This window comes from Terrisporobacter glycolicus ATCC 14880 = DSM 1288 (genome assembly GCF_036812735.1).
In the GTDB taxonomy this organism is placed as follows: Bacteria; Bacillota; Clostridia; order Peptostreptococcales; family Peptostreptococcaceae; genus Terrisporobacter; species Terrisporobacter glycolicus.
The window spans coordinates 2,398,095-2,418,614 of sequence record NZ_CP117523.1 but is presented as its reverse complement, the minus strand read 5'-3'; the positions used below and the strand labels follow the sequence as shown (position 1 = coordinate 2,418,614).

General features: G+C 29.4%; 21 protein-coding genes. 19 read left to right on the top strand and 2 right to left on the bottom strand.

Going from position 1 to position 20,520, the window contains the following annotated elements; genetic code table 11:
• Positions 1 to 71 precede the first annotated feature (71 nt).
• From TEGL_RS11935 to TEGL_RS11890, 10 genes are all read left to right on the top strand, one after another.
• Positions 72 to 1,394 (top strand): uracil-xanthine permease family protein, encoded by a 1,323-nt coding sequence (locus TEGL_RS11935; protein WP_018590508.1) that lies wholly within the window; start codon positions 72 to 74, stop codon positions 1,392 to 1,394.
• 181 nt (positions 1,395 to 1,575) lie between these two features.
• A complete protein-coding gene (locus TEGL_RS11930) occupies positions 1,576 to 2,370 on the top strand; it encodes an FAD binding domain-containing protein (protein WP_018590509.1) in 795 nt (264 codons plus the stop codon).
• Positions 2,364 to 2,813 (top strand): (2Fe-2S)-binding protein, encoded by a 450-nt coding sequence (locus tag TEGL_RS11925; RefSeq protein WP_018590510.1) that lies wholly within the window; start codon positions 2,364 to 2,366, stop codon positions 2,811 to 2,813. The genes TEGL_RS11930 and TEGL_RS11925 overlap by 7 nt, the downstream gene beginning before the upstream one ends.
• 1 nt (position 2,814) lies before the next feature.
• The gene (locus TEGL_RS11920; RefSeq protein WP_018590511.1) at positions 2,815 to 5,088 is read left to right on the top strand and encodes a xanthine dehydrogenase family protein molybdopterin-binding subunit; all 2,274 of its coding nucleotides are present in this window, start codon (positions 2,815 to 2,817) and stop codon (positions 5,086 to 5,088) included.
• Positions 5,088 to 5,843 carry a selenium cofactor biosynthesis protein YqeC gene (yqeC, locus tag TEGL_RS11915; protein ID WP_018590512.1) on the top strand — a complete coding sequence of 252 codons (756 nt, stop codon included), beginning with the start codon at positions 5,088 to 5,090 and terminating at the stop codon, positions 5,841 to 5,843. Before TEGL_RS11920 ends, yqeC begins: the two co-directional genes overlap by 1 nt.
• 193 nt (positions 5,844 to 6,036) lie before the next feature.
• Complete coding sequence (locus TEGL_RS11910) at positions 6,037 to 6,384, top strand: hypothetical protein (RefSeq protein ID WP_018590513.1); 348 nt, start codon at positions 6,037 to 6,039, stop codon at positions 6,382 to 6,384.
• 27 nt (positions 6,385 to 6,411) lie between these two features.
• Positions 6,412 to 7,020 carry a molybdenum cofactor cytidylyltransferase gene (gene mocA, locus TEGL_RS11905; RefSeq protein ID WP_051082133.1) on the top strand — a complete coding sequence of 203 codons (609 nt, stop codon included), beginning with the start codon at positions 6,412 to 6,414 and terminating at the stop codon, positions 7,018 to 7,020.
• Positions 6,995 to 7,822 (top strand): selenium-dependent molybdenum cofactor biosynthesis protein YqeB, encoded by an 828-nt coding sequence (gene yqeB, locus TEGL_RS11900; protein WP_018590515.1) that lies wholly within the window; start codon positions 6,995 to 6,997, stop codon positions 7,820 to 7,822. Before mocA ends, yqeB begins: the two co-directional genes overlap by 26 nt.
• Positions 7,823 to 8,617 carry an XdhC family protein gene (locus TEGL_RS11895; RefSeq protein ID WP_018590516.1) on the top strand — a complete coding sequence of 265 codons (795 nt, stop codon included), beginning with the start codon at positions 7,823 to 7,825 and terminating at the stop codon, positions 8,615 to 8,617.
• 138 nt (positions 8,618 to 8,755) lie between these two features.
• Complete coding sequence (locus TEGL_RS11890) at positions 8,756 to 9,187, top strand: hypothetical protein (RefSeq protein WP_018590517.1); 432 nt, start codon at positions 8,756 to 8,758, stop codon at positions 9,185 to 9,187.
• 99 nt (positions 9,188 to 9,286) lie between these two features.
• On the opposite strand, the gene TEGL_RS11885 is transcribed toward TEGL_RS11890, so the two are convergent.
• Positions 9,287 to 9,952, bottom strand: a complete 666-nt coding sequence (locus TEGL_RS11885) for a TetR/AcrR family transcriptional regulator (RefSeq protein WP_018590518.1) — start codon at positions 9,950 to 9,952, stop codon at positions 9,287 to 9,289.
• Between the two features lie 185 nt (positions 9,953 to 10,137).
• Here TEGL_RS11885 and TEGL_RS11880 point away from each other — a divergent pair, with 185 nt between their 5' ends.
• On the top strand, positions 10,138 to 11,325 hold the full coding sequence (locus tag TEGL_RS11880) for a metal-dependent hydrolase family protein (RefSeq protein ID WP_018590519.1): 1,188 nt from the start codon (positions 10,138 to 10,140) through the stop codon (positions 11,323 to 11,325).
• Between the two features lie 50 nt (positions 11,326 to 11,375).
• Here the strand turns inward: TEGL_RS11880 and TEGL_RS11875 are convergent, their stop codons facing one another.
• Positions 11,376 to 12,206, bottom strand: coding sequence for a MerR family transcriptional regulator (locus tag TEGL_RS11875; protein WP_018590520.1), 831 nt, complete (start codon positions 12,204 to 12,206; stop codon positions 11,376 to 11,378).
• An 88-nt stretch (positions 12,207 to 12,294) separates the two neighbouring features.
• Between TEGL_RS11875 and TEGL_RS11870 the strand changes: the two genes are divergently transcribed.
• From TEGL_RS11870 to TEGL_RS11835, 8 genes are all read left to right on the top strand, one after another.
• Complete coding sequence (locus TEGL_RS11870) at positions 12,295 to 13,632, top strand: MATE family efflux transporter (protein ID WP_018590521.1); 1,338 nt, start codon at positions 12,295 to 12,297, stop codon at positions 13,630 to 13,632.
• A 237-nt stretch (positions 13,633 to 13,869) separates the two neighbouring features.
• Positions 13,870 to 14,889, top strand: coding sequence for a molybdopterin-binding protein (locus TEGL_RS11865; protein WP_018590522.1), 1,020 nt, complete (start codon positions 13,870 to 13,872; stop codon positions 14,887 to 14,889).
• A 10-nt stretch (positions 14,890 to 14,899) separates the two neighbouring features.
• Positions 14,900 to 15,871, top strand: a complete 972-nt coding sequence (gene moaA, locus TEGL_RS11860) for a GTP 3',8-cyclase MoaA (protein ID WP_018590523.1) — start codon at positions 14,900 to 14,902, stop codon at positions 15,869 to 15,871.
• Between the two features lie 3 nt (positions 15,872 to 15,874).
• Entirely contained in the window at positions 15,875 to 16,303 is a 429-nt protein-coding gene (locus TEGL_RS11855) for an MOSC domain-containing protein (RefSeq protein ID WP_018590524.1), read from the top strand.
• 209 nt (positions 16,304 to 16,512) lie between these two features.
• Positions 16,513 to 17,367, top strand: a complete 855-nt coding sequence (locus TEGL_RS11850; protein ID WP_018590525.1) for a Rossmann-like and DUF2520 domain-containing protein — start codon at positions 16,513 to 16,515, stop codon at positions 17,365 to 17,367.
• Entirely contained in the window at positions 17,367 to 18,194 is an 828-nt protein-coding gene (panB, locus tag TEGL_RS11845; RefSeq protein ID WP_018590526.1) for a 3-methyl-2-oxobutanoate hydroxymethyltransferase, read from the top strand. The genes TEGL_RS11850 and panB overlap by 1 nt, the downstream gene beginning before the upstream one ends.
• Positions 18,195 to 18,207: 13 nt before the next feature.
• A complete protein-coding gene (gene panC / locus TEGL_RS11840; protein WP_018590527.1) occupies positions 18,208 to 19,056 on the top strand; it encodes a pantoate--beta-alanine ligase in 849 nt (282 codons plus the stop codon).
• 268 nt (positions 19,057 to 19,324) lie between these two features.
• Positions 19,325 to 20,509, top strand: a complete 1,185-nt coding sequence (locus TEGL_RS11835; RefSeq protein WP_018590528.1) for a M20 metallopeptidase family protein — start codon at positions 19,325 to 19,327, stop codon at positions 20,507 to 20,509.
• The last annotated feature ends 11 nt before the right edge of the window (positions 20,510 to 20,520 follow it).

The following is a 20,520-nucleotide window of genomic DNA, read 5'->3' as shown; positions in this document are numbered from 1 at the left end:
TATAATTAAAACTGAAAAGACGAACGATAATATGAAAATATATAATTTAGTTTTGATTAGGGGAGAGTTTTATGAACAAGAAAGTAATTTATCAGCTAGACGGAAGACCTAAATTAACAGAAGCAATACCGTTAGGTTTGCAACATATCTTGGCAATGTTTGTAGGAAATGTTACGCCACTTATAATAATTTCAAATGTTTTAAGCCTGGATGCATCTACAAAGGCATTGTTAATACAATGTGCCATGTTTGTATCTGGTATAGTAACATTAATACAATGTTATCCACTTGGGCCAATAGGAGCAAAGCTTCCTATAGTAATGGGAACTAGTTTTGGTTTTGTACCTGCTGCTACAGCAATAGGTGTTAAATATGGGATAGAGGGAATATTAGGAGCTTGCTTAATAGGAGCACTATTTCAGATATTAGTGGGTGGATTAGTATTAAAGCATATAAGAAAATATTTCCCGCCAGTAGTTACAGGGATAGTAGTTTTAACTATGGGAATCGCACTTTTACCAACTGGAGTTAATTATTTTGCAGGTGGTGTAGGAGCAGCCGACTTTGCTTCACCATCAAATTTATTTTTAGGAACAATCGTACTTATAACAGTTATATTTTTTAAACAATATACTAAAGGAATGCTTAGTATATCATCAGTACTTATCGGATTAATAGTTGGATACTTAGTAGCTATACCTATGGGTAAAATAGATTTTTCTTCTTTATCTCAGGCAGCATTTGTATCTGTACCAGTACCATTCCAATTAGGATTTTCATTCCATATGGATGCTATAATAGCAATGATATTTGTATATATGGTTTCAACAGTAGAAACTATAGGAGATACAACGGCCATTGCAAACTCTGGTCTTGATCGTGAAGCTAGTGAGAAAGAAATAATTGGAGCGGTTTTAGCAGATGGTATAGGAAGTTTCTTAGGAGCTATATTTAATGTACTTCCAAATACGTCTTTTGGTCAAAATGTTGGTATAGTAGCTATGACAAAAATAGTTAATAGATTTGTTGTTGCTACAGGAGCTTTCATATTAATAATAGCAGGTATATTCCCAAAAGTAGGAGCTCTTATATCTTTAATGCCAGCTAGTGTATTGGGAGGAGCTTCTATAGTAATGTTCTCTATGATAGTAGTAAGTGGTATAAGACTTATAACTACTGATAAATTAACTGAAAGAAATGCAATGATAATTGCTGTGTCATTAGGATTAGGACTTGGAGTTGCTTATGTTCCAGGATTCTTTGATGCTTTTCCAGAGTCTATACAATTAATATTTGGAGAATCTAAAACTGTATTACCTGCCATACTAGCAGTAATACTTAATATGGTTTTACCTAAAGAAGACATGTGCGAAGAAAAAGCACTTACTGCATAAATAGAAAAAAGATGTATAAGAAATTCTTATATGTCTTTTTTTATTAGGATAATAAAATGTTTATAAATACGAACATTATTTTAAAAAAACAATAAAATGTTTAGAAAAAAATAGCTAGTTATGATATAATATACAAGGTTAAAATTATAATGACAAAATATATTTTATGGGAGGAAGTATTATGTTTACACTAATGGAATTAGTGCAACCTCAGTCACTTGAAGAAGCTTATGAGATACTTACAAAAAGAAAAAACAATATAGTTATAGGAGGTAGTGCTTTCCTTAGAATGGGGAAAAAAAGAATAGGTACTGGGATAGATTTGTCTGCCTTAAACTTAAATATTATAGAAGAAAGTTCAGATTATATAGAAATAGGAGCTATGACTACACTAAGAGATTTAGAAGTTAGTCCTATATTAAATAAATACTTTGATGGAATTTTACCAAAGGCAGTTAGGGATATAATAGGTGTTCAATTTAGAAATGTAGTAACTGTTGGAGGAAGTGTATTCTCTAGATATGGTTTCTCTGACTTAATTGTAGGTTTACTTGCGCTACAAACAGAAGTAGAGTTATATAATGGAGGAAGAATACTGTTAGAAGAATTCCTTAATAAAAAATATGAAAAGGATATACTAGTTAAATTATATATAAAGAAAAACGATACAAATGCTATATATAAATGTATGAGAAATTCAAGAAGTGATTACCCTATATTAAATGCAGCTGTATCTAAAGAAGATGATAACTTAAAAATATGTGTAGGAGCTAGACCTCAAAGAGCAACTGTGGCTTATAAAGCAAGCGAGTTTTTATCAGAGAACGAATTAAATGAAGAAAATATAATAAAAGCAAGTGAAATAGCTGCTGAAGAATTAGTATTTGGTTCAAATATAAGAGCTAGCAAGGAATACAGAAAAGCTATATGTAAATCATTAGTTAAAAACGCTTTAATGGAGGTATCATCATGTTAATCACAATGAATGTAAATGGAAAAAAAGTTGATATAGATGTGGAAGCTGACGAATATTTAGTAGATACACTAAGAAGAGTAGGAAATCTAAGTGTAAAAAGAGGTTGTGACACAGGATGTTGTGGTCTATGTAGTATATGGATAGATGGAAAACCAGCTTTATCATGTTCAACATTATCTGTAAGAGCTAATAAAAAAAATATTACAACAATAGAAGGTTTACAAGAAGAAGCAAGTGAATTTGCTGAGATACTTGTAAAAGAAGGTGCAGAGCAATGTGGTTTCTGTTCACCAGGATTTATAATGACTGTAATAGCTATGAAAAGAGAGTTAGAAAATCCAAGTGAAGAAGAAATAAAACATTATTTAACTGGAAATCTATGTAGATGTACAGGATATATGGGCCAACTTAGAGCAATAAAGACATATATGGGGGTAAAGTAATATGAAAATAGTAGGTAAAGGCATAGAAAAAATAGATGGAATGTCAATAGCTACTGGTAAACCAGTATACACAGATGATTTAGCAGCTAAGGAAGCCTTAGTAGTTAAAATACTTAGAAGTCCACATCCTTATGCAGTTATAGAAGAAATAGATATAAAAAGAGCCATGATGGTACCCGGAGTTGAATGTGTTTTAACATACAAAGATGTTCCACAAAATAAATTTACTTTAGCAGGGCAATCATTTCCAGAACCATCTCCTTACGACAGATTAATATTAGATAAAACAGTAAGATATGTGGGAGATGAAGTAGCTATAATAGCAGCAAAAGACGAAAAAACTGCAATAAAAGCTATGAGGATGATAAAAGTTAAGTACAATGTATTAACTCCAGTAATGGACATGGAAAAAGCTATAGACAATGAAAGTATAGTACATACAGATGATTTACATTGTAACTTTGATATAGGAATGGAAAGAGAGAGAAATATAGTATCTAAACATTTATATGAAAAAGGCAATATAGAAGAAGAATTATCAAAATGTGATATAGTTGTAGAAGACACATATTATACTCAAGCACAATCTCATGGGATGATGGAAACTTATAGAGCTTACAACTACTTAGATCATATGGGAAGATTGGTTGTAGTAAGTTCTACACAAATACCTTTTCATGTAAGAAGACATGTAGCAAGGGCTTTAGATATACCATCAAGCAAAGTGAGAGTTATTAAGCCAAGAATAGGTGGAGGTTTTGGTGGTAAACAAACGGCATGTGTGGAAATATTTTCTGCATTAGTTACTTTAAAAACAGGAAAACCAGCCAAAATAATATATGATAGAAAAGAAACTTTTACATGTACAACATCTAGACATGCAATGAAACTAAATGTAAAAGTTGGGGCAGATAAAGATGGAACAATAAAAGTTATAGATATAGATGCTCTATCAGATACAGGAGCATATGGAGAACATGCTTCTACTACATTTGGACTAGTTGGAGAAAAAACTATGCCTATGTATGGAAAGTTAAAAGCTGCTAGATTTAAAGGAAATGTAGTATATACTAATAAAACGCCATCAGGAGCATTTAGAGGATATGGAGCTACTCAAGGATGTTTTGCAGTTGAAGCAACTATAAATAAGTTAGCAACTAAATTAAATATGGATCCAGTAGATGTTAGGCTTAAAAACATAATAAAAGAAGGAGAGATATCTCCAGCTTATGATAAGCACTTAAATAGTGTTGCATTAGATAGATGTATTAAAAAAGGTAAAGAACTTATAAAATGGGATGAAAAATATCCATCTAGAGAAATATCTCCTACAAAAGTAAGAAGTGTTGGAATGGCACTTACTATGCAGGGCTCTGGAATAGCAGGAATAGACACAGCATCCATAGAAATAAAATTAAATGATGATGGGAACTACACATTACTTACTGGTTCTACAGATATGGGAACAGGGAGTGATACTATCCTTGCTCAAATGTGTGCGGAAATTTTAGAAACTACAATGGACAAAATAGTAGTAAACTCGGCAGATACAGATTCTTCACCATATGATCCAGGTTCTTATGCATCAAGTACTACTTATGTTACAGGTATGGCTGTAGTAAAAGCTGCAACAGAACTAAAAAATAAGATAGTAAATCTTGGTTCAGAAAGATTAGGACTTAATAAAGAAGATGTGGAGTTTGACGGAAATTTTGTAAAGTCACTGGATGGAGATAAATCCATATCAGTATTTGAATTAGCAGTAGACGTGACTGTTGGACCTAATAAAAACCAACTAATAGGATATGCTACTCATGGAAGTCCAGTTTCGCCACCACCATTTATAGCAGGATTTGTGGAAACAGAAATAGATAAAGAAACTGGAAAAGTTGATATAATAGACTATGTGGCAGTAGTTGACTGTGGAACAGTAATAAACAAAAACTTAGCAAAAATACAAGTAGAAGGTGGAATAGCTCAAGGTATAGGTATGGCATTATATGAAGAAGTTGTTTATACAAGTAAAGGTGAATTAGCATCTAATACATTTATGCAATATAAAATACCAACTAGAAAAGATGTGGGCAATATAGTAGTAGATTTTGAAGAAAGCTATGAGCCAACGGGGCCATTTGGTGCAAAATCTGTAGGTGAAGTTGTTGTAAATACACCATGTCCAGCAATAGAAAATGCAATTTATAATGGTATAGGCATAAATCTAAATACTTTACCTATGACACCAGAAAAAGTATTTATGGCCATGATGGAAAAGTAATGAACTTAATTGACGCTTTTGATATAAAAAATAAAGACATAATAACTATTGTGGGAGCAGGGGGAAAAACATCTTTGATGTTCTCTGCTTCCTCTTTACTTAGAAAAAATTATAAGGTGTTAGTTACAACAACGACAAATATATACGTTCCAAGTGGAAAGTTTTATGACAAGATGATTATGCTAAGTGAAATAAAAGATGAGAATTATAAAAAACTAATAGAAAAAAGTAACAATGGAGTTTATGTGATAGGAAACAAAATAGCAAATAACACAGTGGCAAATAAGCTTAAGATAAAAGGTTTAAGCTTTGGAGTATTAGATAAAATAATACCTTACTTTGATATAGTAATAATAGAAAGTGATGGTTCAAAGGAAAAGCCACTAAAAGGATGGAAAGATTCGGAGCCTGTTGTTTATGATAAAACTACAAAAACTGTAGGAGTAGTAGATATTAAAACTATAGGATTAAATATTAATGAAGACAATATTCATAGACTAGATGAATTTTTGGAGATTATAAATGATGAAGAATCGCAAAAAGTAAAAATAAAACATTTAAAAAATCTTATCTTAAATAAAAGTGGATTATTTAAATTCTCTGAAGGAGAAAAAATTTTATTAATTAATAAAGTAGAAGGCATAAGAGATAAAAGAAATTCTGTTTTGCTTACAAATAAAATAAAAGATGAAAATTCATCCTATATTAATAAATTTGTATATGGAAGCATACTACAAAATGAATTTTTAGGTTAAGAGTAAACATACTACCCAATATAGAAGTATACTGTTATAAAGAACTTAGAAAATTATGAAATATTGTATAAATATAGAAAATATATTCAAATGTGTAGTAGTATAAAATTAGAAGCTTATAAACTAGTATCTGTATTCTTATTAGAAGAAGAATAGCTTTTTGGAAAAATAATGATTTTAGGAGAATTATGAAATGAATAATAAGGTAAATAATAATATAGCTACTAAAAATTTGAACAGTTCACAAAACTATAACAAAGATAAGAATGTGTATTTTGCATATTATATAGCAGGGTTAATAATATTGGCAGTATTTTTAAATTTAGCTGTAAAAATTGATAGTACAGATGAGTATTATGAAAAATATTATGTATTAGAAGAGTACATGAATAATTACGAAGATATACACGATAATCAAGACACAGATGATAATGAAGACATGGACAATAATGAAGATTTAGATAATAGTAATGAAAATAATGAGTATATAAATGAAGACGAAAATCCTCATACTGATACTTACACAAATGAAGACTATTAAAACATTTTTAATGAATTAACAAAAAGGATGATAAGCTTGATTTCAGCAATAATTATGGCCTCAGGATTTTCAAGACGTATGGGTCAAAACAAACTTCTTATGAAGTACAATAATAAGTTTTTAATTGAGTATACTTTAAATATAATATCAGAATGTGATTTTAAGCAGAAAATATTAGTTACTCAATATGAAGAAATAAAAGAGTTTGGAGAAAAATTAAATTATAAAATAGTAAGTAATATGTTTCCCAATAAAGGTCAAAGTGAATCTATAAAATTAGGAGTGAAAAACTGTGATTATTGTGAAGGATATATGTTTTTTGTTGGAGATCAGCCTCTTATAAATAAACAGGATACGGAAAAGCTAATAAAAGTTTTCAAAGAAGATACAGATTACATTGTTATACCAACGTATAAAGATAGTAGCGGAAACCCAGTCATATATCCAAGTGCATATAAAGAACAGTTGTTAAATTTAAAAGGAGATAAAGGTGGTAAAAGTATCATAAAATCTTCACACAAAATAAAATATGTTAATGTTAGTGAAAATACTCTATTTGATATAGATAATATAGATGATTTTAATAATCTTTTAAGAAGAAGGTCAGAAAATGAAAAAGGACTTAATAGTAATTAGGGGTGGTGGAGACATAGCCACGGGAACAATACACAAGCTTCATAGATGTGGATTTAAAATAGTAATTCTAGAAATAGAAAACCCATCTGCCATAAGACGGTCAGTTTGTTTTAGTGAAGCCGTATACGAAAATAAAATTGTTGTGGAAAATGTTATATGTGAAAAAGCAAATAATTTAGAGGAAGTATATAATATCTTAGATAGAAATAACATTCCTGTGATTATAGATCCATCTGGTGAATATATTGAAAAATTGAGACCATTGGTATTAGTAGATGCCATATTAGCAAAAAAAAATTTAGGGACAAAAAAGGATATGGCGCCAATAACCATAGCATTAGGACCGGGGTTTTGTGCAGGAGAAGATGTGGACATAGTAATAGAAACTCTGAGAGGTCATGACTTAGGAAGAATAATAGAAAAAGGATATGCCATTGCCAACACAGGTATACCTGGGTATGTAAAAGGAGTAAGCAAAGATAGAGTAATATATTCACCATCATCAGGGATAATATCAAATATTAAAGAAATTGGTGCTATAGTAAAAAAAGGAGAAGTTATAGCTAAAATAATTAATGCTGAAAACGAAACTATAACTGAAGTAAAAGCTACAATAGATGGAGTTTTGAGAGGAATAATTAGAGACAAAAGTAAGATAAAAGAAAGATTAAAAATAGCTGATATTGATCCACGTATAGAAGAAGTCAAAAATTCTTATACCATTTCTGATAAAGCTAGAACAATAGCTGGTGGAGTGTTAGAAGCTATATTATATATGAAACAAAGACATGAGGGTAGATAAATGGACGAAATTTTATTAAAACAAATATACAATGAAGTGAAAAAAGGATACAAAGTGGCTTTTGCCACAATAACAAAAACAATAGGATCTACTCCTGGTAAAATGGGAGCAACCATAGCAGTATTTGAAGGTGGTAATGTTATGGGCACTGTTGGTGGTGGAATGATAGAGCATAAAGTTATAAATAAATGTATGGAATGTTTGAAAACCGAGGGAGATTGTAACTTTGAATATACTTTAAATAATTCTGGAAATTTAGGTATGCAATGTGGTGGAACTGCTTATGGATATATAAAAGTATTTAAACCAAAGCCTAAACTTTTAATAATAGGCGGTGGACATATAGGTTTGGCACTATTTAAAATAGCTAAAAATTTAGACTTTTACACTGTTGTAGTAGATGATAGAGAAGAGTTTGCAAATAATGATAGATTTGAAAATGCAGATGAGGTTTATGCTGGAGATATAGCTAAAATAGTTGGAGATATGGAAATTAACGATAATACTTATGTTATTATAGCTACCAGAGGCTATGAAGGTGATCTTATAAGTTTAAGAAGTGTAATAAATAGAAATGCCAACTATATAGGTATGATAGGTAGTAGAAAAAAATGGATTAAGGTTAAAGAGACTTTAATTGAAGAAAATGTAAATGAAGAAAAACTAGATAATGTTTATGCTCCTGTTGGTATAAATATTTCATCCAATGATGTGGAAGAGATAGCTTTTGGAATAATGGCTGAAATACTTTTTGTTAAGAATAGAGGAAGCCTAACTCACAGGAGAGATAAATAGCTAAATGATAAGGGTATGTCAAGCAGTGATATGCCCTTTTTAAACTAGATATTTTATTTGTAATGAATTAGGTAAAACATTTATATATAATGTAAATATAGAAAAATTTTATTGAAATAATATAAAGGTAGGTATTGTATGAAAAAAATTAATAGAATTTCATCATTTGTATATATAAATATGAGTATATTAATTATAAGTATATTTTTGAATTTTATATCAATTTTTAATGATTCAAACTCACTTAAAAAAAATACTATTATAGTTTCCTTATTAATTACAATGTTAATAATTATATTTGTAATTTTACCAATATTAAAAATTTCAAAAATAGCACCAGAAAAAAGTCCATCTTTTAGAATAGAATCTGACAAAGAAAATATCTCAACATTTATAAATATAGTAGTAGAAGCATATACAATTTTAGTTGTTTTGCTAATTGTTGCTTTGGTTTTTATGTTGTTTGCTAACTTAATAAGTGTAAAAATTGTTTTATCAATTATATCTGTTTTATTTATACCAGCCATATATGTAATGGTTAGAGTTGGAGGAATAGAGGAGAAAAAATGATTATTATAAAAAAACATTTAATTGATGTTCATACTACATTATGTAAGAAGGAGCACAGTATAATAAATAATTATTGTACTGTGCTCCTTTTTAAAGCGTTTATATTAATTCATAAGAATGTAAAACTTGTCTAATATAGCACATCATTTTATGGATTCCTTCTTCGAAAGAGTCATTTGATCTTTTAACCATAAAGTTGTAAAGCATGCTTTGATATATTAATATTATCATTTCACTTATATTAGCAATATCATTATTGTCTAAATTAGGATTTTTACTAACTATATTACTTAAAATTAAATTATCTCTTTCATATATGTTACTTAATTTTAATAAAGGCATAAGTTTAACTGTATTATTATCTGAGTTAGAAAAAATCTCTGAGCAAGTTTTTATTGTCTCTTCTACTATTTCATGATTAAACTCACCAAAAAAAATGGAGTGGAATTTATCAGGATATTTAAAAGAATGTTTACAAAACAACTCCCAAGACTTTAAATAGAAATCTACTGGACTAAGGTTGTGTTTATGTAATAAAGATAAATCATTAGCATATGCATGTAGATATTTTACAGATGTATAAAGAATAAGGTGATTAAGGTTATTAAAATAATTGTAAAGGGTAGCAACGTTATAACCTGCACTATCAGCTACCTTCCTTGCAGTTAAAGGTTCATTTTTATCAGATGATAATATTTCATCTGCAGCGTTTATAAAATAAGTCATCATCCTATTTTTTTGAATAGTTTTATTGTTATTTGACATTAAACTTCCTCCCAAAAACTTCTTAACTTTATAATATCATAAAAAAATATAAGTATCTATAAAATAAACGAAATGACAAAATAAACAATAAATTAAATATAAATAAGATTAAAAAATAAACGTGTTTACAAAAGGTGAAATTATAGATATAATTGAAGAAAAAAGTAATAATAGGGGGAAATAACATGATAGTATTAAAAAATGCACGTATTATACCAGAGTTAACACCAGGGTTTGAAGGACAATATGCAGATATAATTATTGAAGAAGAAAAAATAGCTGAAATATTACTAGCTAATTCAGCAAATTATTCTCAAGCACATGTAATTGATATTGAAGGAAAAACAATTACACCAGGTCTTATAGATGCCCATGTTCATGTAGATTTATGTGGAATGAATACTTTTGAGGAAAACGTTCAGCCAGATACTTTTCGTGTTATTAGAGCATTAAAACTAGCTCAAGATAATTTACATAAGGGTTACACTACATTAAGAGATGTGGGAGATCGTAACAATATAGTCATATCATTAGCTAAAGCAATAAAAGAGGGATACTGTGTGGGGCCAGATATATTAGCTAGTGGAAAAATTGTATCACCAACAGAAGCTGGAAATAACTTCTTTGGAGATATGTATCATGAATGTGATAGCCCAGCAGAATGTGTGAAAGCAGTGAGGCAACATTGGCAAAATGGTGCAGATTTTATTAAGTATATGGGAACCGGAGCTATAATGAATCCTGGGGGAGAGCCGGGTGCATCAATTATTACTGATGAAGAACTTCAGGCAATTGTTGAAACAGCAGATAGAGTTAATTTACCAGTAGCAGGTCATGCACACGGAGCAGAAGGAATAAAGTCTGCTATTAAACTTGGTGTAAGAACTGTAGAACATTCAAGTATAATGGATGACGAATGTATAGAAATGTATAAAAATAGTGATAAAACATTTATGATTCCAACAATGGCTCCATTAACTCATTTCCTTGAGCATGCGGACCAACATCCAAAGCATTATGTTGAGAAAAGTAAAAAATTACATGATGTAATGTGTGAAGGATATAAAAAATCATATAAAGCAGGTATAAAGATGGGATTTGGAACTGATGCAGGTGTATATGCAGGAGGACATGGCGATGGGTTATATGAGTTTAAAGCTAGATTTAAATATATTGGAATTAAACCATTAGATTGTTTAATTCAAGCAACTAAAAATAATGCAGAAATATTATTAATAGATGACTTAGTAGGTACAGTTCAAGTGGGCAAAAAGGCCGATTTAGTTGTATTTGATGGCAAGCCAGATGAATTAATAGATGATTTGGATAATGTGTCATTAGTAATTAAAGATGGTAAAATTGTGAAAGCTTAATAATAGAATTATAAAAAAGATTTCTTGGCATGCCAAGAAATCTTTTTTTATTATAAAGAAAGGTCGCTTAAAAGTTTAACTGGAATCTGAACTTGTGTAACGTACTCATCTTCTAGAGAAGTCTCGTAAACATCTATTTTGTAAATCTCTATAGGGTCACCTAAAATAGTATATTTGTTGATCTCGATAAATTTGTAAAGCATTTCAAAAACTTGTTCATACTGATTATAGTCACCTTTGTAAGTATATGTAACATAGTATCCTTCATCTAAAACAAAGTTATAATCAGAAGAATCATCGTCTAATAAACAAAATGTATGCTTGTAATAATTATAAATTCCGCTGGAAATACTTTTAGAATCAAAAACAGCTCCAAAGTTGCTATTTCCTAATACATAAAACTTATCTTCAAATTTATCACTTAATTTTTGAATTAAATAATCATTATTTTCTGCAAAAGATTCGTTGGAATCCACTGTAAGTGCTTTTCTTTTAGTCATGTATAAAAGTTCTATTCTATTAAAAGTAGTATGTTCAATACATTTATCTATAGATGACAATCTTTTGCTTAAAGAGTCTTTGTGAGAATTTAAAACTTCGACCTTTTTTTCTATTAATTCAATTTCTTCAGAAAGCATTTTTCTAGTAGTTTCAATATTTCTATTTTCAATATATTCTTTGATTCTTTGCATAGAAAAATCTAGAGTTCTAAGCTCACGAATAAGATTTAAATTGCATATATCTTTAATTGTGTACATTCTATAGGAATTGGTATCTCTAGTAGGATTCAAAAGACCTAATTTTTCGTAGTATTTTATTGAATCTCTGCCTAATTTATATATCTTTGAAAGTTCACCAGTTTTATAATATTTTCTTTTCAAAAAATCACCTCAAAAAAATTAAAAAATATTTATTGACATGTGTATTATACCACAGTTTATAGTTTTATAGTGGAAGGAGATGAATAATATGGAAAGTTCAATAAGTTTAAAGTCACAATTTAAAAAGTATGTAATACCTTCAGTAGCAGCAATGTGGGTATTTTCATTATATTCAATGGTAGACGGGATATTTGTAAGTAAAGGAGTAGGTAGTGATGCTCTGGCAGCAGTAAATATATCTACACCATACATTAATATGTTATTTGCAATATCTATTTTATTCGCAACAGGGGCAAGTACTGTGGTTGCTATTAAATTGGGAAGTTCAGAAAATAAAAAAGCAAATGAGTATTTTACGTTGAATTTAGTTGTAATGGCAATTTTAGCAGCAATTATAATGTTAGTCAGTTTATTAAATTTAGATAAAATAGCAATATTTTTAGGAGCAACTAACTCAACAATGGTTTATGTTAAAGAATACGTGGGAACTATAATGCTATTTGTTTTATTCTATTTAGCTTCCTACTACTTAGAAGTACTAATAAAAAGTGATGGTTATCCTCACCTTGCAACAATAGGTGTAATAATATCTGCAATAACTAATATAGTACTTGATTATATATTTGTAATAAAACTAGGTTATGGAGTTAAAGGAGCTGCATATGCAACGGGAATAGCAAGAGTATTTTCATTCTCATTTTTCTTTATACATTTTTTAAGAAAAAGAGGTAAGCTTAAATTTACAAAATTCCATTTTGATTTTACTGTTGTTAAAAAAGTACTGTTTATAGGGATTCCAGATTCTACAACAGAATTAAGTGTGGCAGTTGTAATTTTAATTTTTAATCAAAGTATATTAAGAGTAATTGGTGAAAATGCATTAGTAAGTTATAGTGTAGTTTGTTATATAAACACATTGGTACTAACAACTATGATGGGAATAGCACAAGGAATACAACCTATTTGTAGTTACTATTATGGAAAAAAAGATAAAGACTCTGTACTTTCAATATTAAAAATGGGATTAAAAACAATAAAGATTTCATCAGCAGTATCATTTTTAATAGTATTTGTATTTGCAAATCAATTAGTATCATTATTCCTTAATAATGTGGATGAAGGACTATTTAATTATACAGTAAATGTTTTAAGATTATTTTCTCCAGCATTTTTAATAATGGGATATAATGTAATAACTTCAGGATTCTGTGTTGCTGTAGATATGCCAGTTCAAGCAGGAATAGTATCTTTAGGTAGGGGAGTTGTTGTAATAACAATCACTTTAATAGTAATGATTCTTATATTTGGTGGATTTGGTATATGGATCGCAACTCTTGTATCTGAGCTTATTGTACTTGCGATTTCTAAAAATGTACTTAAAAAGAGTAAAGAAAGTTTAGAATATGAATATAGTGAAGCGGTGTGAAATGAATAAGTTATCAAAAAGGTATATTGTTTACAATATATCTTTTTTCATTTAAAGTTAAATTTGTTTTTAAATTAATATATTTTATTAAAATATATTTGTTACAAAATACGTACAATAAATGTTTATTTGAACTTAATATATGTGTTATAATGATAAATGTATAAAAATATTAAAAAATATTAGTGAAATCTAATTAAATATACGAAAAATAGACATAATTTAGGAGATCAGAGCATGAAACAAATAAAAATAGAAGATGCCATAGGTTGTATTTTATCTCATGATGTTACAAAAATAGTACCTGGAGAATTTAAAGGAAGATTATTTAAAAAAGGCCATGTAATTAAAAAGGAAGACATACCTAAGCTTTTAGATATAGGAAAAGAACATATATATGTTTGGGAACCAAAAGAAGACGAGCTTCATGAAAATGATGCAGCAACAAGAATAAAAGATTTAGTTTTGGGTGAAGGATGCTGTATATCAGAAGAAATAAAAGAAGGTAAAATAGATTTCTTTTCTGCGAAACAAGGGGTATTAAAGATAAACAAGAACTCACTTTTAAAGTTAAATATGTTAGGTGAAATAATAGTATCTACAATGCACAACAATACTCCGGTTAAAGTTGGTGAAAAAATAGGAGCAACTAGAGTTATTCCCTTGGTAATAAATGAAGAAAAAATAATAGAAGCTGAAAAATTAATAAAAGAAAAAATAATAAGTGTAAAAGAAATAAAGCCTAAGAAAGCAGTTCTTATAACTACAGGAAATGAGATTTATAAAGGCAGAATAAAAGATGCTTTTTTACCTGTAATGAAAGAAAAGCTAGAATATTATGGTGGAGAGATTGTAAAACAAGTTATTTTACCTGATGATAAAGATATGATAAGAACAAATATTTTGAAATCAATAGATGAAGAAAAAGCCGACATGATAATTTGTACTGGCGGAATGTCAGTTGATCCTGATGACGTTACACCTTCAGCTATAAAAGATTGTAATGGTGAAATAGTAACTTATGGTGCGCCAGTACTTCCAGGAGCTATGTTTTTATTAGCATACTATAAAGATACACCTATTCTTGGAGTTCCAAGCTGTGCCATGTATTCAAAAAGAACTATATTTGATTTAGTATTACCAAGAGTTTTAGCAGATGAAAGATTATCTTTTGAAGATATAGCAACCTATGGAAACGGTGGAATGTGTTTGAATTGTGGAGTTTGTACTTTCCCTCATTGTTCATTTGGTAAATAGGAGAAATTAAATGATAGACAAATTTGGAAGAGAAATAGACTACCTTAGGATTTCTGTTACAGAAAATTGCAATTTAAAATGTATTTATTGTATAGATGACAACAACATATTAAACACGTGTAATAAAGATATTTTAAATGATGATGAAATAATAAAAATTGTTACACAGTGTGCCATATTAGGGATTAAAAAAATTCGTATTACGGGTGGCGAACCTCTTGTAAGAAAAAATATTGAAAATTTAATTTACAGATTAAGCAATATAGAGGGAATAGAAGAAATCTATATAACAACAAATGGTGTATTGTTACACGATAAACTAGAAATACTTGAGAGAAATGGACTTAGTGGAGTAAACATAAGTTTAGATTCTTTAAGGAAAAATAGATTTAAAGAGCTTACTAAATTTGATAAATTAAGTCAAGTTCTAAGTGCAATAGATAAAGCATTAAAACTGGGACTTAAAGTTAAAATAAATACGGTTATAGTAGATGATATAAATAAAGATGAAATAATAGATTTTATAAATTTAACTAAAAATAAAAATTTAGCTCTAAGATTTATTGAACTTATGCCCATAGGAGCAGCCAAAAAACATAAGAGAACAAATAATAAAGAAATACTAAATATAATAAAATCAAACTTTAAAAATGTAAAAAAAGAAAATAAGATTGAGAGAAGCGGACCAGCAAACTATATAAAAATAGAAGGCTATAAAGGGAAGGTAGGATTTATAAGTCCTATTAGTAGTTGTTTTTGTGAAGACTGCAACAGAATTAGATTAACTTCAAGTGGATTTTTAAAAAAATGCCTGCATTATAACTATGGAGTAGACTTAAAAAGACATCTTGATAATAAAATTTGCAACGAAGAATTAAATGCATTAATTTATGAAAATATTTATGATAAGCCAGAAAAGCATCTTTTCCTGGAAATCTGTGACAACAAAGAAAATAAATATATGAATCAAATTGGAGGATAGACAATGGGGAAAGTATTAGCAATTTGTATAAGTGAGAAAAAAGGAACATTAAAAACTGAAATAAATGAAGCTAAGTTTATAGAAGATTTTGGGATAGAAAATGATGCTCATGCAGGAAAATGGCATAGGCAAGTTAGCTTATTGGAATTTAATAAAATAGATGAATTTAGAAAAAAGGGAGCCAATGTGGATTTTGGAGCTTTTGGAGAAAATTTAGTTGTGGAAGGAATAGAGTTACATACTCTTTTAATAGGTCAGAAAATACAAATAGGAGATGTAGTGCTTGAAGTAACTCAAATTGGTAAAAAGTGCCATGATAAATGTCAGATATATTATCAAGTGGGAGAATGTATTATGCCTAATAATGGGATATTTACTAAAGTTCTTAATAGTGGAACTGTACAAGTGGGAGATCAATGTTTATTAGTATAAAAGTTATAAATTCTAGCTCATGCCATATAAAGGTATGGGCTATTTATATACTCTAAAAACTACAGATATAAAAATTATTGACAAATAATGTAGATATCTGATACATTTTCTGTGGGTAGTATTTTAACGAAACTGCACCATTTTATATTAAAGATTAGATAATCATAAAGGTTAAATGAAGTTGAAGGTAACACACTCTTATATAGGAGGTGGAAACTATAAGATTTGGGTTTATTGGAGCCGGAAAAGTTGGATTTTCCTTAGGCAAATACTTAAAAGAAAATAAAATAAATGTAATAGGGTATTATAGTAAGAACCCGCATTCTTCAAAAGAAGCGGCATTTTTTACAAATACTAAACAATTTCAAAACTTAAATGAATTAGTTAATAACAGTGATGTTATATTTATTACTACACCTGATTCACAAATACAACAGGTGTACAATGAATTAAAACAGTTGAACATAAGAGACAAGGTTATCTGCCATTGTAGCGGTTCAATTTCTTCAACAATCTTTTCAAATGTAAAAAATTACGGTGCATATGCTTATTCTATCCATCCAATGTTTGCTATTTCTAGCAAGTATAATTCTTATAAAGATTTTCAAAAAGCGTTTATTACCATAGAAGGTGATGAAAAATTTAAAGACTATTTTGTGAGTTTGTTTAAAAACTTAGGAAATAAAGTAGGTGTTATTTCCAGCGAAAATAAGATTTTGTATCATGCTGCTTGTGTTACAGTGAGTAATTTAGTTTTGGCCCTAATAAACAAGGGCGTTAATTTCTTAGAAACTTGTGATTTTTCCAGAGATGAGGCATTAAATGCTCTTTTTCCTCTTATAGAAAATAATGTGGAAAATATTAAAAAGCAAGGTCTGGTAGATAGTTTGACAGGTCCAGTAGAAAGAGGAGACCTATATACTATTGTAAAACACTGTGAAGTTTTAAATGAAAATGATAAAGAATTATACAAATTATTATCTAGAGATTTATTAGAGGTAGCGAAAATTAAAAATGAAAATAGAGATTATAAAAAATTACAAAACTATTTGGAGGAAAGATAATGAAAAATACAGTTGTAACATTTAGAGAGGCTAAACTAAAAAATGAAAAGTTAACTATGCTAACAGCATATGATTACTCAACAGCTCAAGCAGTAGATAATTCTGGAATAAATGGAATACTTGTAGGTGATTCATTGGGAATGGTAATGCTAGGATATGAAGATACTTTATCAGTTACAATGGAAGACATGATTCATCACACTAAGGCCGTGGCAAGAGGTGCAAAAAATAGTTTAGTTGTAGCCGATATGCCTTTTATGTCTTATCAGACTTCTGTTTACGATGCTGTAGTTAATGCAGGCAGATTAATAAAAGAAGGTAGAGCTCAAGCAGTAAAATTAGAAGGTGGTGTAGAAGTTGCAGAGCACATAGAAGCAATAGTAAAAGCATCTATACCTGTAATGGGACATATAGGTTTAACACCTCAATCAGTAAATACTTTTGGTGGATTTAAAGTGCAAGGAAAAAGTGAAGAAGCTGCAAAAAAATTAATTGAAGATGCATTAGCTGTGGAAAAATCAGGTGCATTTGCCGTGGTTATGGAAGGAGTTCCATCAAAATTAGCGGCTATGGTTACTGAAAAACTATCTATTCCAACTATAGGAATAGGAGCTGGAGATAAGTGTGATGGACAAATTTTAGTTTATCAAGATATGCTTGGAATGTTTAGTGACTTCACTCCTAAGTTTGTAAAAAAATATGAAAATCTAGGCGATAGAATGAGAAATGCCTTTGCTACATATATAGGTGAAGTTAAAAATGGTTTTTTCCCAAGTGAAGAGCATGGCTTTAAAATAGATGAAGATATTATAGAAAAACTATATTAAGGGGACTTAAACAATGGTAGTTATAGACGCAATTGATCCAATAAGAAAACAAGTAAATGAATGGAAAAAAGAAGGTCTAAGTGTTGGGTTAGTACCTACAATGGGGTATCTACACCAAGGTCACCAAAGTTTAATCGAAAAAGCAGCCCAGGAAAATGACAAAGTAGTTGTAAGTATTTTTGTGAATCCTCGTCAATTTGGGCCAAAGGAAGACTTGGCAACTTATCCTAGGGATTTTGATAGAGATAAACAAATTTGTGAATTTGCAGGAACAGATTTGATTTTTTACCCAAGTGCTGATGTGATGTATAATAAGGATTTTTCTACATCAGTAAATATGAGTGGTCTAACAGATAATTTGTGTGGTAAAAGTAGACCGACACATTTTACAGGTGTATGCACAGTAGTAAATAAGTTGTTTAATATAGTTACTCCAGATAGGGCTTATTTTGGACAAAAAGATGCACAACAACTATTTATCATAAAAAGAATGGTAAGAGATTTAAATATAAATGTGGAAATTGTAGGATGTCCTATAATTAGAGAAGAAAATGGTTTGGCTAAAAGTTCAAGAAATACATATTTATCTGATAATGAAAGGATGGCAGCAACAGTTTTAAATAAATCATTAATAAAAGCTAAGGATTTAATAGAAAATGGAATAAGTAATGTGGACTCTGTGTTAAATATTATTAAAGAAACAATAGAGTGTGAACCTTTAGCAAAAATTGACTACATTAATATAGTTGATATAGATTCATTGCGAAATGTAGATTCAATTGATAGATCTGTATTAGTTGCCATAGCTGTATATGTAAATAAAACTAGATTAATTGATAATTTCATATATGAAATTTATTGATTTCACATAATAATATGATTTGTTTTTATATTTATATATAGTTAATATTAAATATTTTAATAATATAAAATGTGGACTATATGTGTCCAGTTTATTTATTATTATTGAAAATATAACTTACAGAACATGAGAAAAGTATAGCTAATATTCAAAATATGATTATTATATTAGGGTAAATTATGAAACTATAAATAAATAATATAAACTGAATCAATATACTTTAGAATGTAAAAAATAAACTATAATTATAATTATATGAGGTGGAACAATGAATAAATTTATGGAACAAGCTAAATCAATAAAAGAGGATATTGTAACATATAGACGCAGTATTCACATTAATCCTGAAGTTGGGCCTGAGCTGCCAAAAACGAAAGCTTACGTAATGGATAAGTTAAGAGAGTTTGGATATGAGCCAAAGGAAATTTGTGAAAGTGGTATAGTAGCTACAATTGAAGGGAATAAGTCAGGAAAAACCTTTCTATTAAGAGCTGATATGGATGCACTTCCAATGACAGAAGCTACTTTATGTGATTTTAAATCAACTAATGGAGCAATGCACTCATGTGGTCACGATATGCATACTGCAATGTTACTCGGAGCAGCAAAATTGCTTAAAGAAAATCAAGATGAAATAGAAGGTACAGTGAAATTAGTATTCCAACCAGATGAAGAAGGATTTACAGGTGCAAAAAAAATGATAAAAGCAGGTGTTCTTGAAAATCCAAAAGTGGATGCAGCAATGGCAATGCACGTACATTCTGGCTCACCTTCAAATGTTGTTTTATGTGGACTTGGAACTAGTATAGCAGGTTGCAATAGATTTAGAATTGTTGTAAAAGGCACAGGTTGTCATGGAGCTATGCCTGAAACAGGAGTAGACCCAATAAATATTGCGGCTCATATCTACCTATCTTTACAAGAAATAATAAGTAGAGAAATATCAGCTACACAATCAGCTGTAGTAACAATGGGCAAATTTGTAGGTGGGGATGCACCAAACATAATACCCGGTGAAGTAGTTATGGAAGGTACTATTAGAGCTTTAGATAAAGAAATAGGTGAATTCATATTTAATAGAATAAATGATATAGTTATATCTACTGCTAAAATGTTTAGAGGAGATGCCAAATTAATAGAGCTTTCTTCAGTACCTCCTTTAGCTAACGATAATAATTTAGCATATGAAATTACAAATTATATGAAAGACTTAGTAGGTGAGAAATCTGTTGTTTTATTTGAAGGTGGAGGAATGGGATCAGAAGATTTTGCTTCTTATTCTTATGAAGTCCCAAGTCTTTATGTTATGCTAGGAGCAGGTACAAAAGAAGAAAATTCTTTATTTGGTAAGCCTATGCACAATGAGAAGGTTGTATTTAATGAAGATATATTACCTACAGGAGCAGCAATGCATGCATACAGTGCTATAATGTGGTTAAAAAATAATAAGTAACTTGGAAGGAA

Excerpts from the sequence above, each read along its gene's own strand:
- TEGL_RS11935 (WP_018590508.1), top strand. The coding sequence starts at position 72 with ATGAACAAGAAAGTAATTTATCAGCTAGACGGAAGACCTAAATTAACA.
- TEGL_RS11930 (WP_018590509.1), top strand. The coding sequence starts at position 1,576 with ATGTTTACACTAATGGAATTAGTGCAACCTCAGTCACTTGAAGAAGCT.
- TEGL_RS11925 (WP_018590510.1), top strand. The coding sequence starts at position 2,364 with ATGTTAATCACAATGAATGTAAATGGAAAAAAAGTTGATATAGATGTG.
- TEGL_RS11920 (WP_018590511.1), top strand. The coding sequence starts at position 2,815 with ATGAAAATAGTAGGTAAAGGCATAGAAAAAATAGATGGAATGTCAATA.
- yqeC (WP_018590512.1), top strand. The coding sequence starts at position 5,088 with ATGAACTTAATTGACGCTTTTGATATAAAAAATAAAGACATAATAACT.
- TEGL_RS11910 (WP_018590513.1), top strand. The coding sequence starts at position 6,037 with ATGAATAATAAGGTAAATAATAATATAGCTACTAAAAATTTGAACAGT.
- mocA (WP_051082133.1), top strand. The coding sequence starts at position 6,412 with ATGATAAGCTTGATTTCAGCAATAATTATGGCCTCAGGATTTTCAAGA.
- yqeB (WP_018590515.1), top strand. The coding sequence starts at position 6,995 with ATGAAAAAGGACTTAATAGTAATTAGGGGTGGTGGAGACATAGCCACG.
- TEGL_RS11895 (WP_018590516.1), top strand. The coding sequence starts at position 7,823 with ATGGACGAAATTTTATTAAAACAAATATACAATGAAGTGAAAAAAGGA.
- TEGL_RS11890 (WP_018590517.1), top strand. The coding sequence starts at position 8,756 with ATGAAAAAAATTAATAGAATTTCATCATTTGTATATATAAATATGAGT.
- TEGL_RS11885 (WP_018590518.1), bottom strand. The coding sequence starts at position 9,952 with ATGTCAAATAACAATAAAACTATTCAAAAAAATAGGATGATGACTTAT.
- TEGL_RS11880 (WP_018590519.1), top strand. The coding sequence starts at position 10,138 with ATGATAGTATTAAAAAATGCACGTATTATACCAGAGTTAACACCAGGG.
- TEGL_RS11870 (WP_018590521.1), top strand. The coding sequence starts at position 12,295 with ATGGAAAGTTCAATAAGTTTAAAGTCACAATTTAAAAAGTATGTAATA.
- TEGL_RS11865 (WP_018590522.1), top strand. The coding sequence starts at position 13,870 with ATGAAACAAATAAAAATAGAAGATGCCATAGGTTGTATTTTATCTCAT.
- moaA (WP_018590523.1), top strand. The coding sequence starts at position 14,900 with ATGATAGACAAATTTGGAAGAGAAATAGACTACCTTAGGATTTCTGTT.
- TEGL_RS11855 (WP_018590524.1), top strand. The coding sequence starts at position 15,875 with ATGGGGAAAGTATTAGCAATTTGTATAAGTGAGAAAAAAGGAACATTA.
- panB (WP_018590526.1), top strand. The coding sequence starts at position 17,367 with ATGAAAAATACAGTTGTAACATTTAGAGAGGCTAAACTAAAAAATGAA.
- panC (WP_018590527.1), top strand. The coding sequence starts at position 18,208 with ATGGTAGTTATAGACGCAATTGATCCAATAAGAAAACAAGTAAATGAA.
- TEGL_RS11835 (WP_018590528.1), top strand. The coding sequence starts at position 19,325 with ATGAATAAATTTATGGAACAAGCTAAATCAATAAAAGAGGATATTGTA.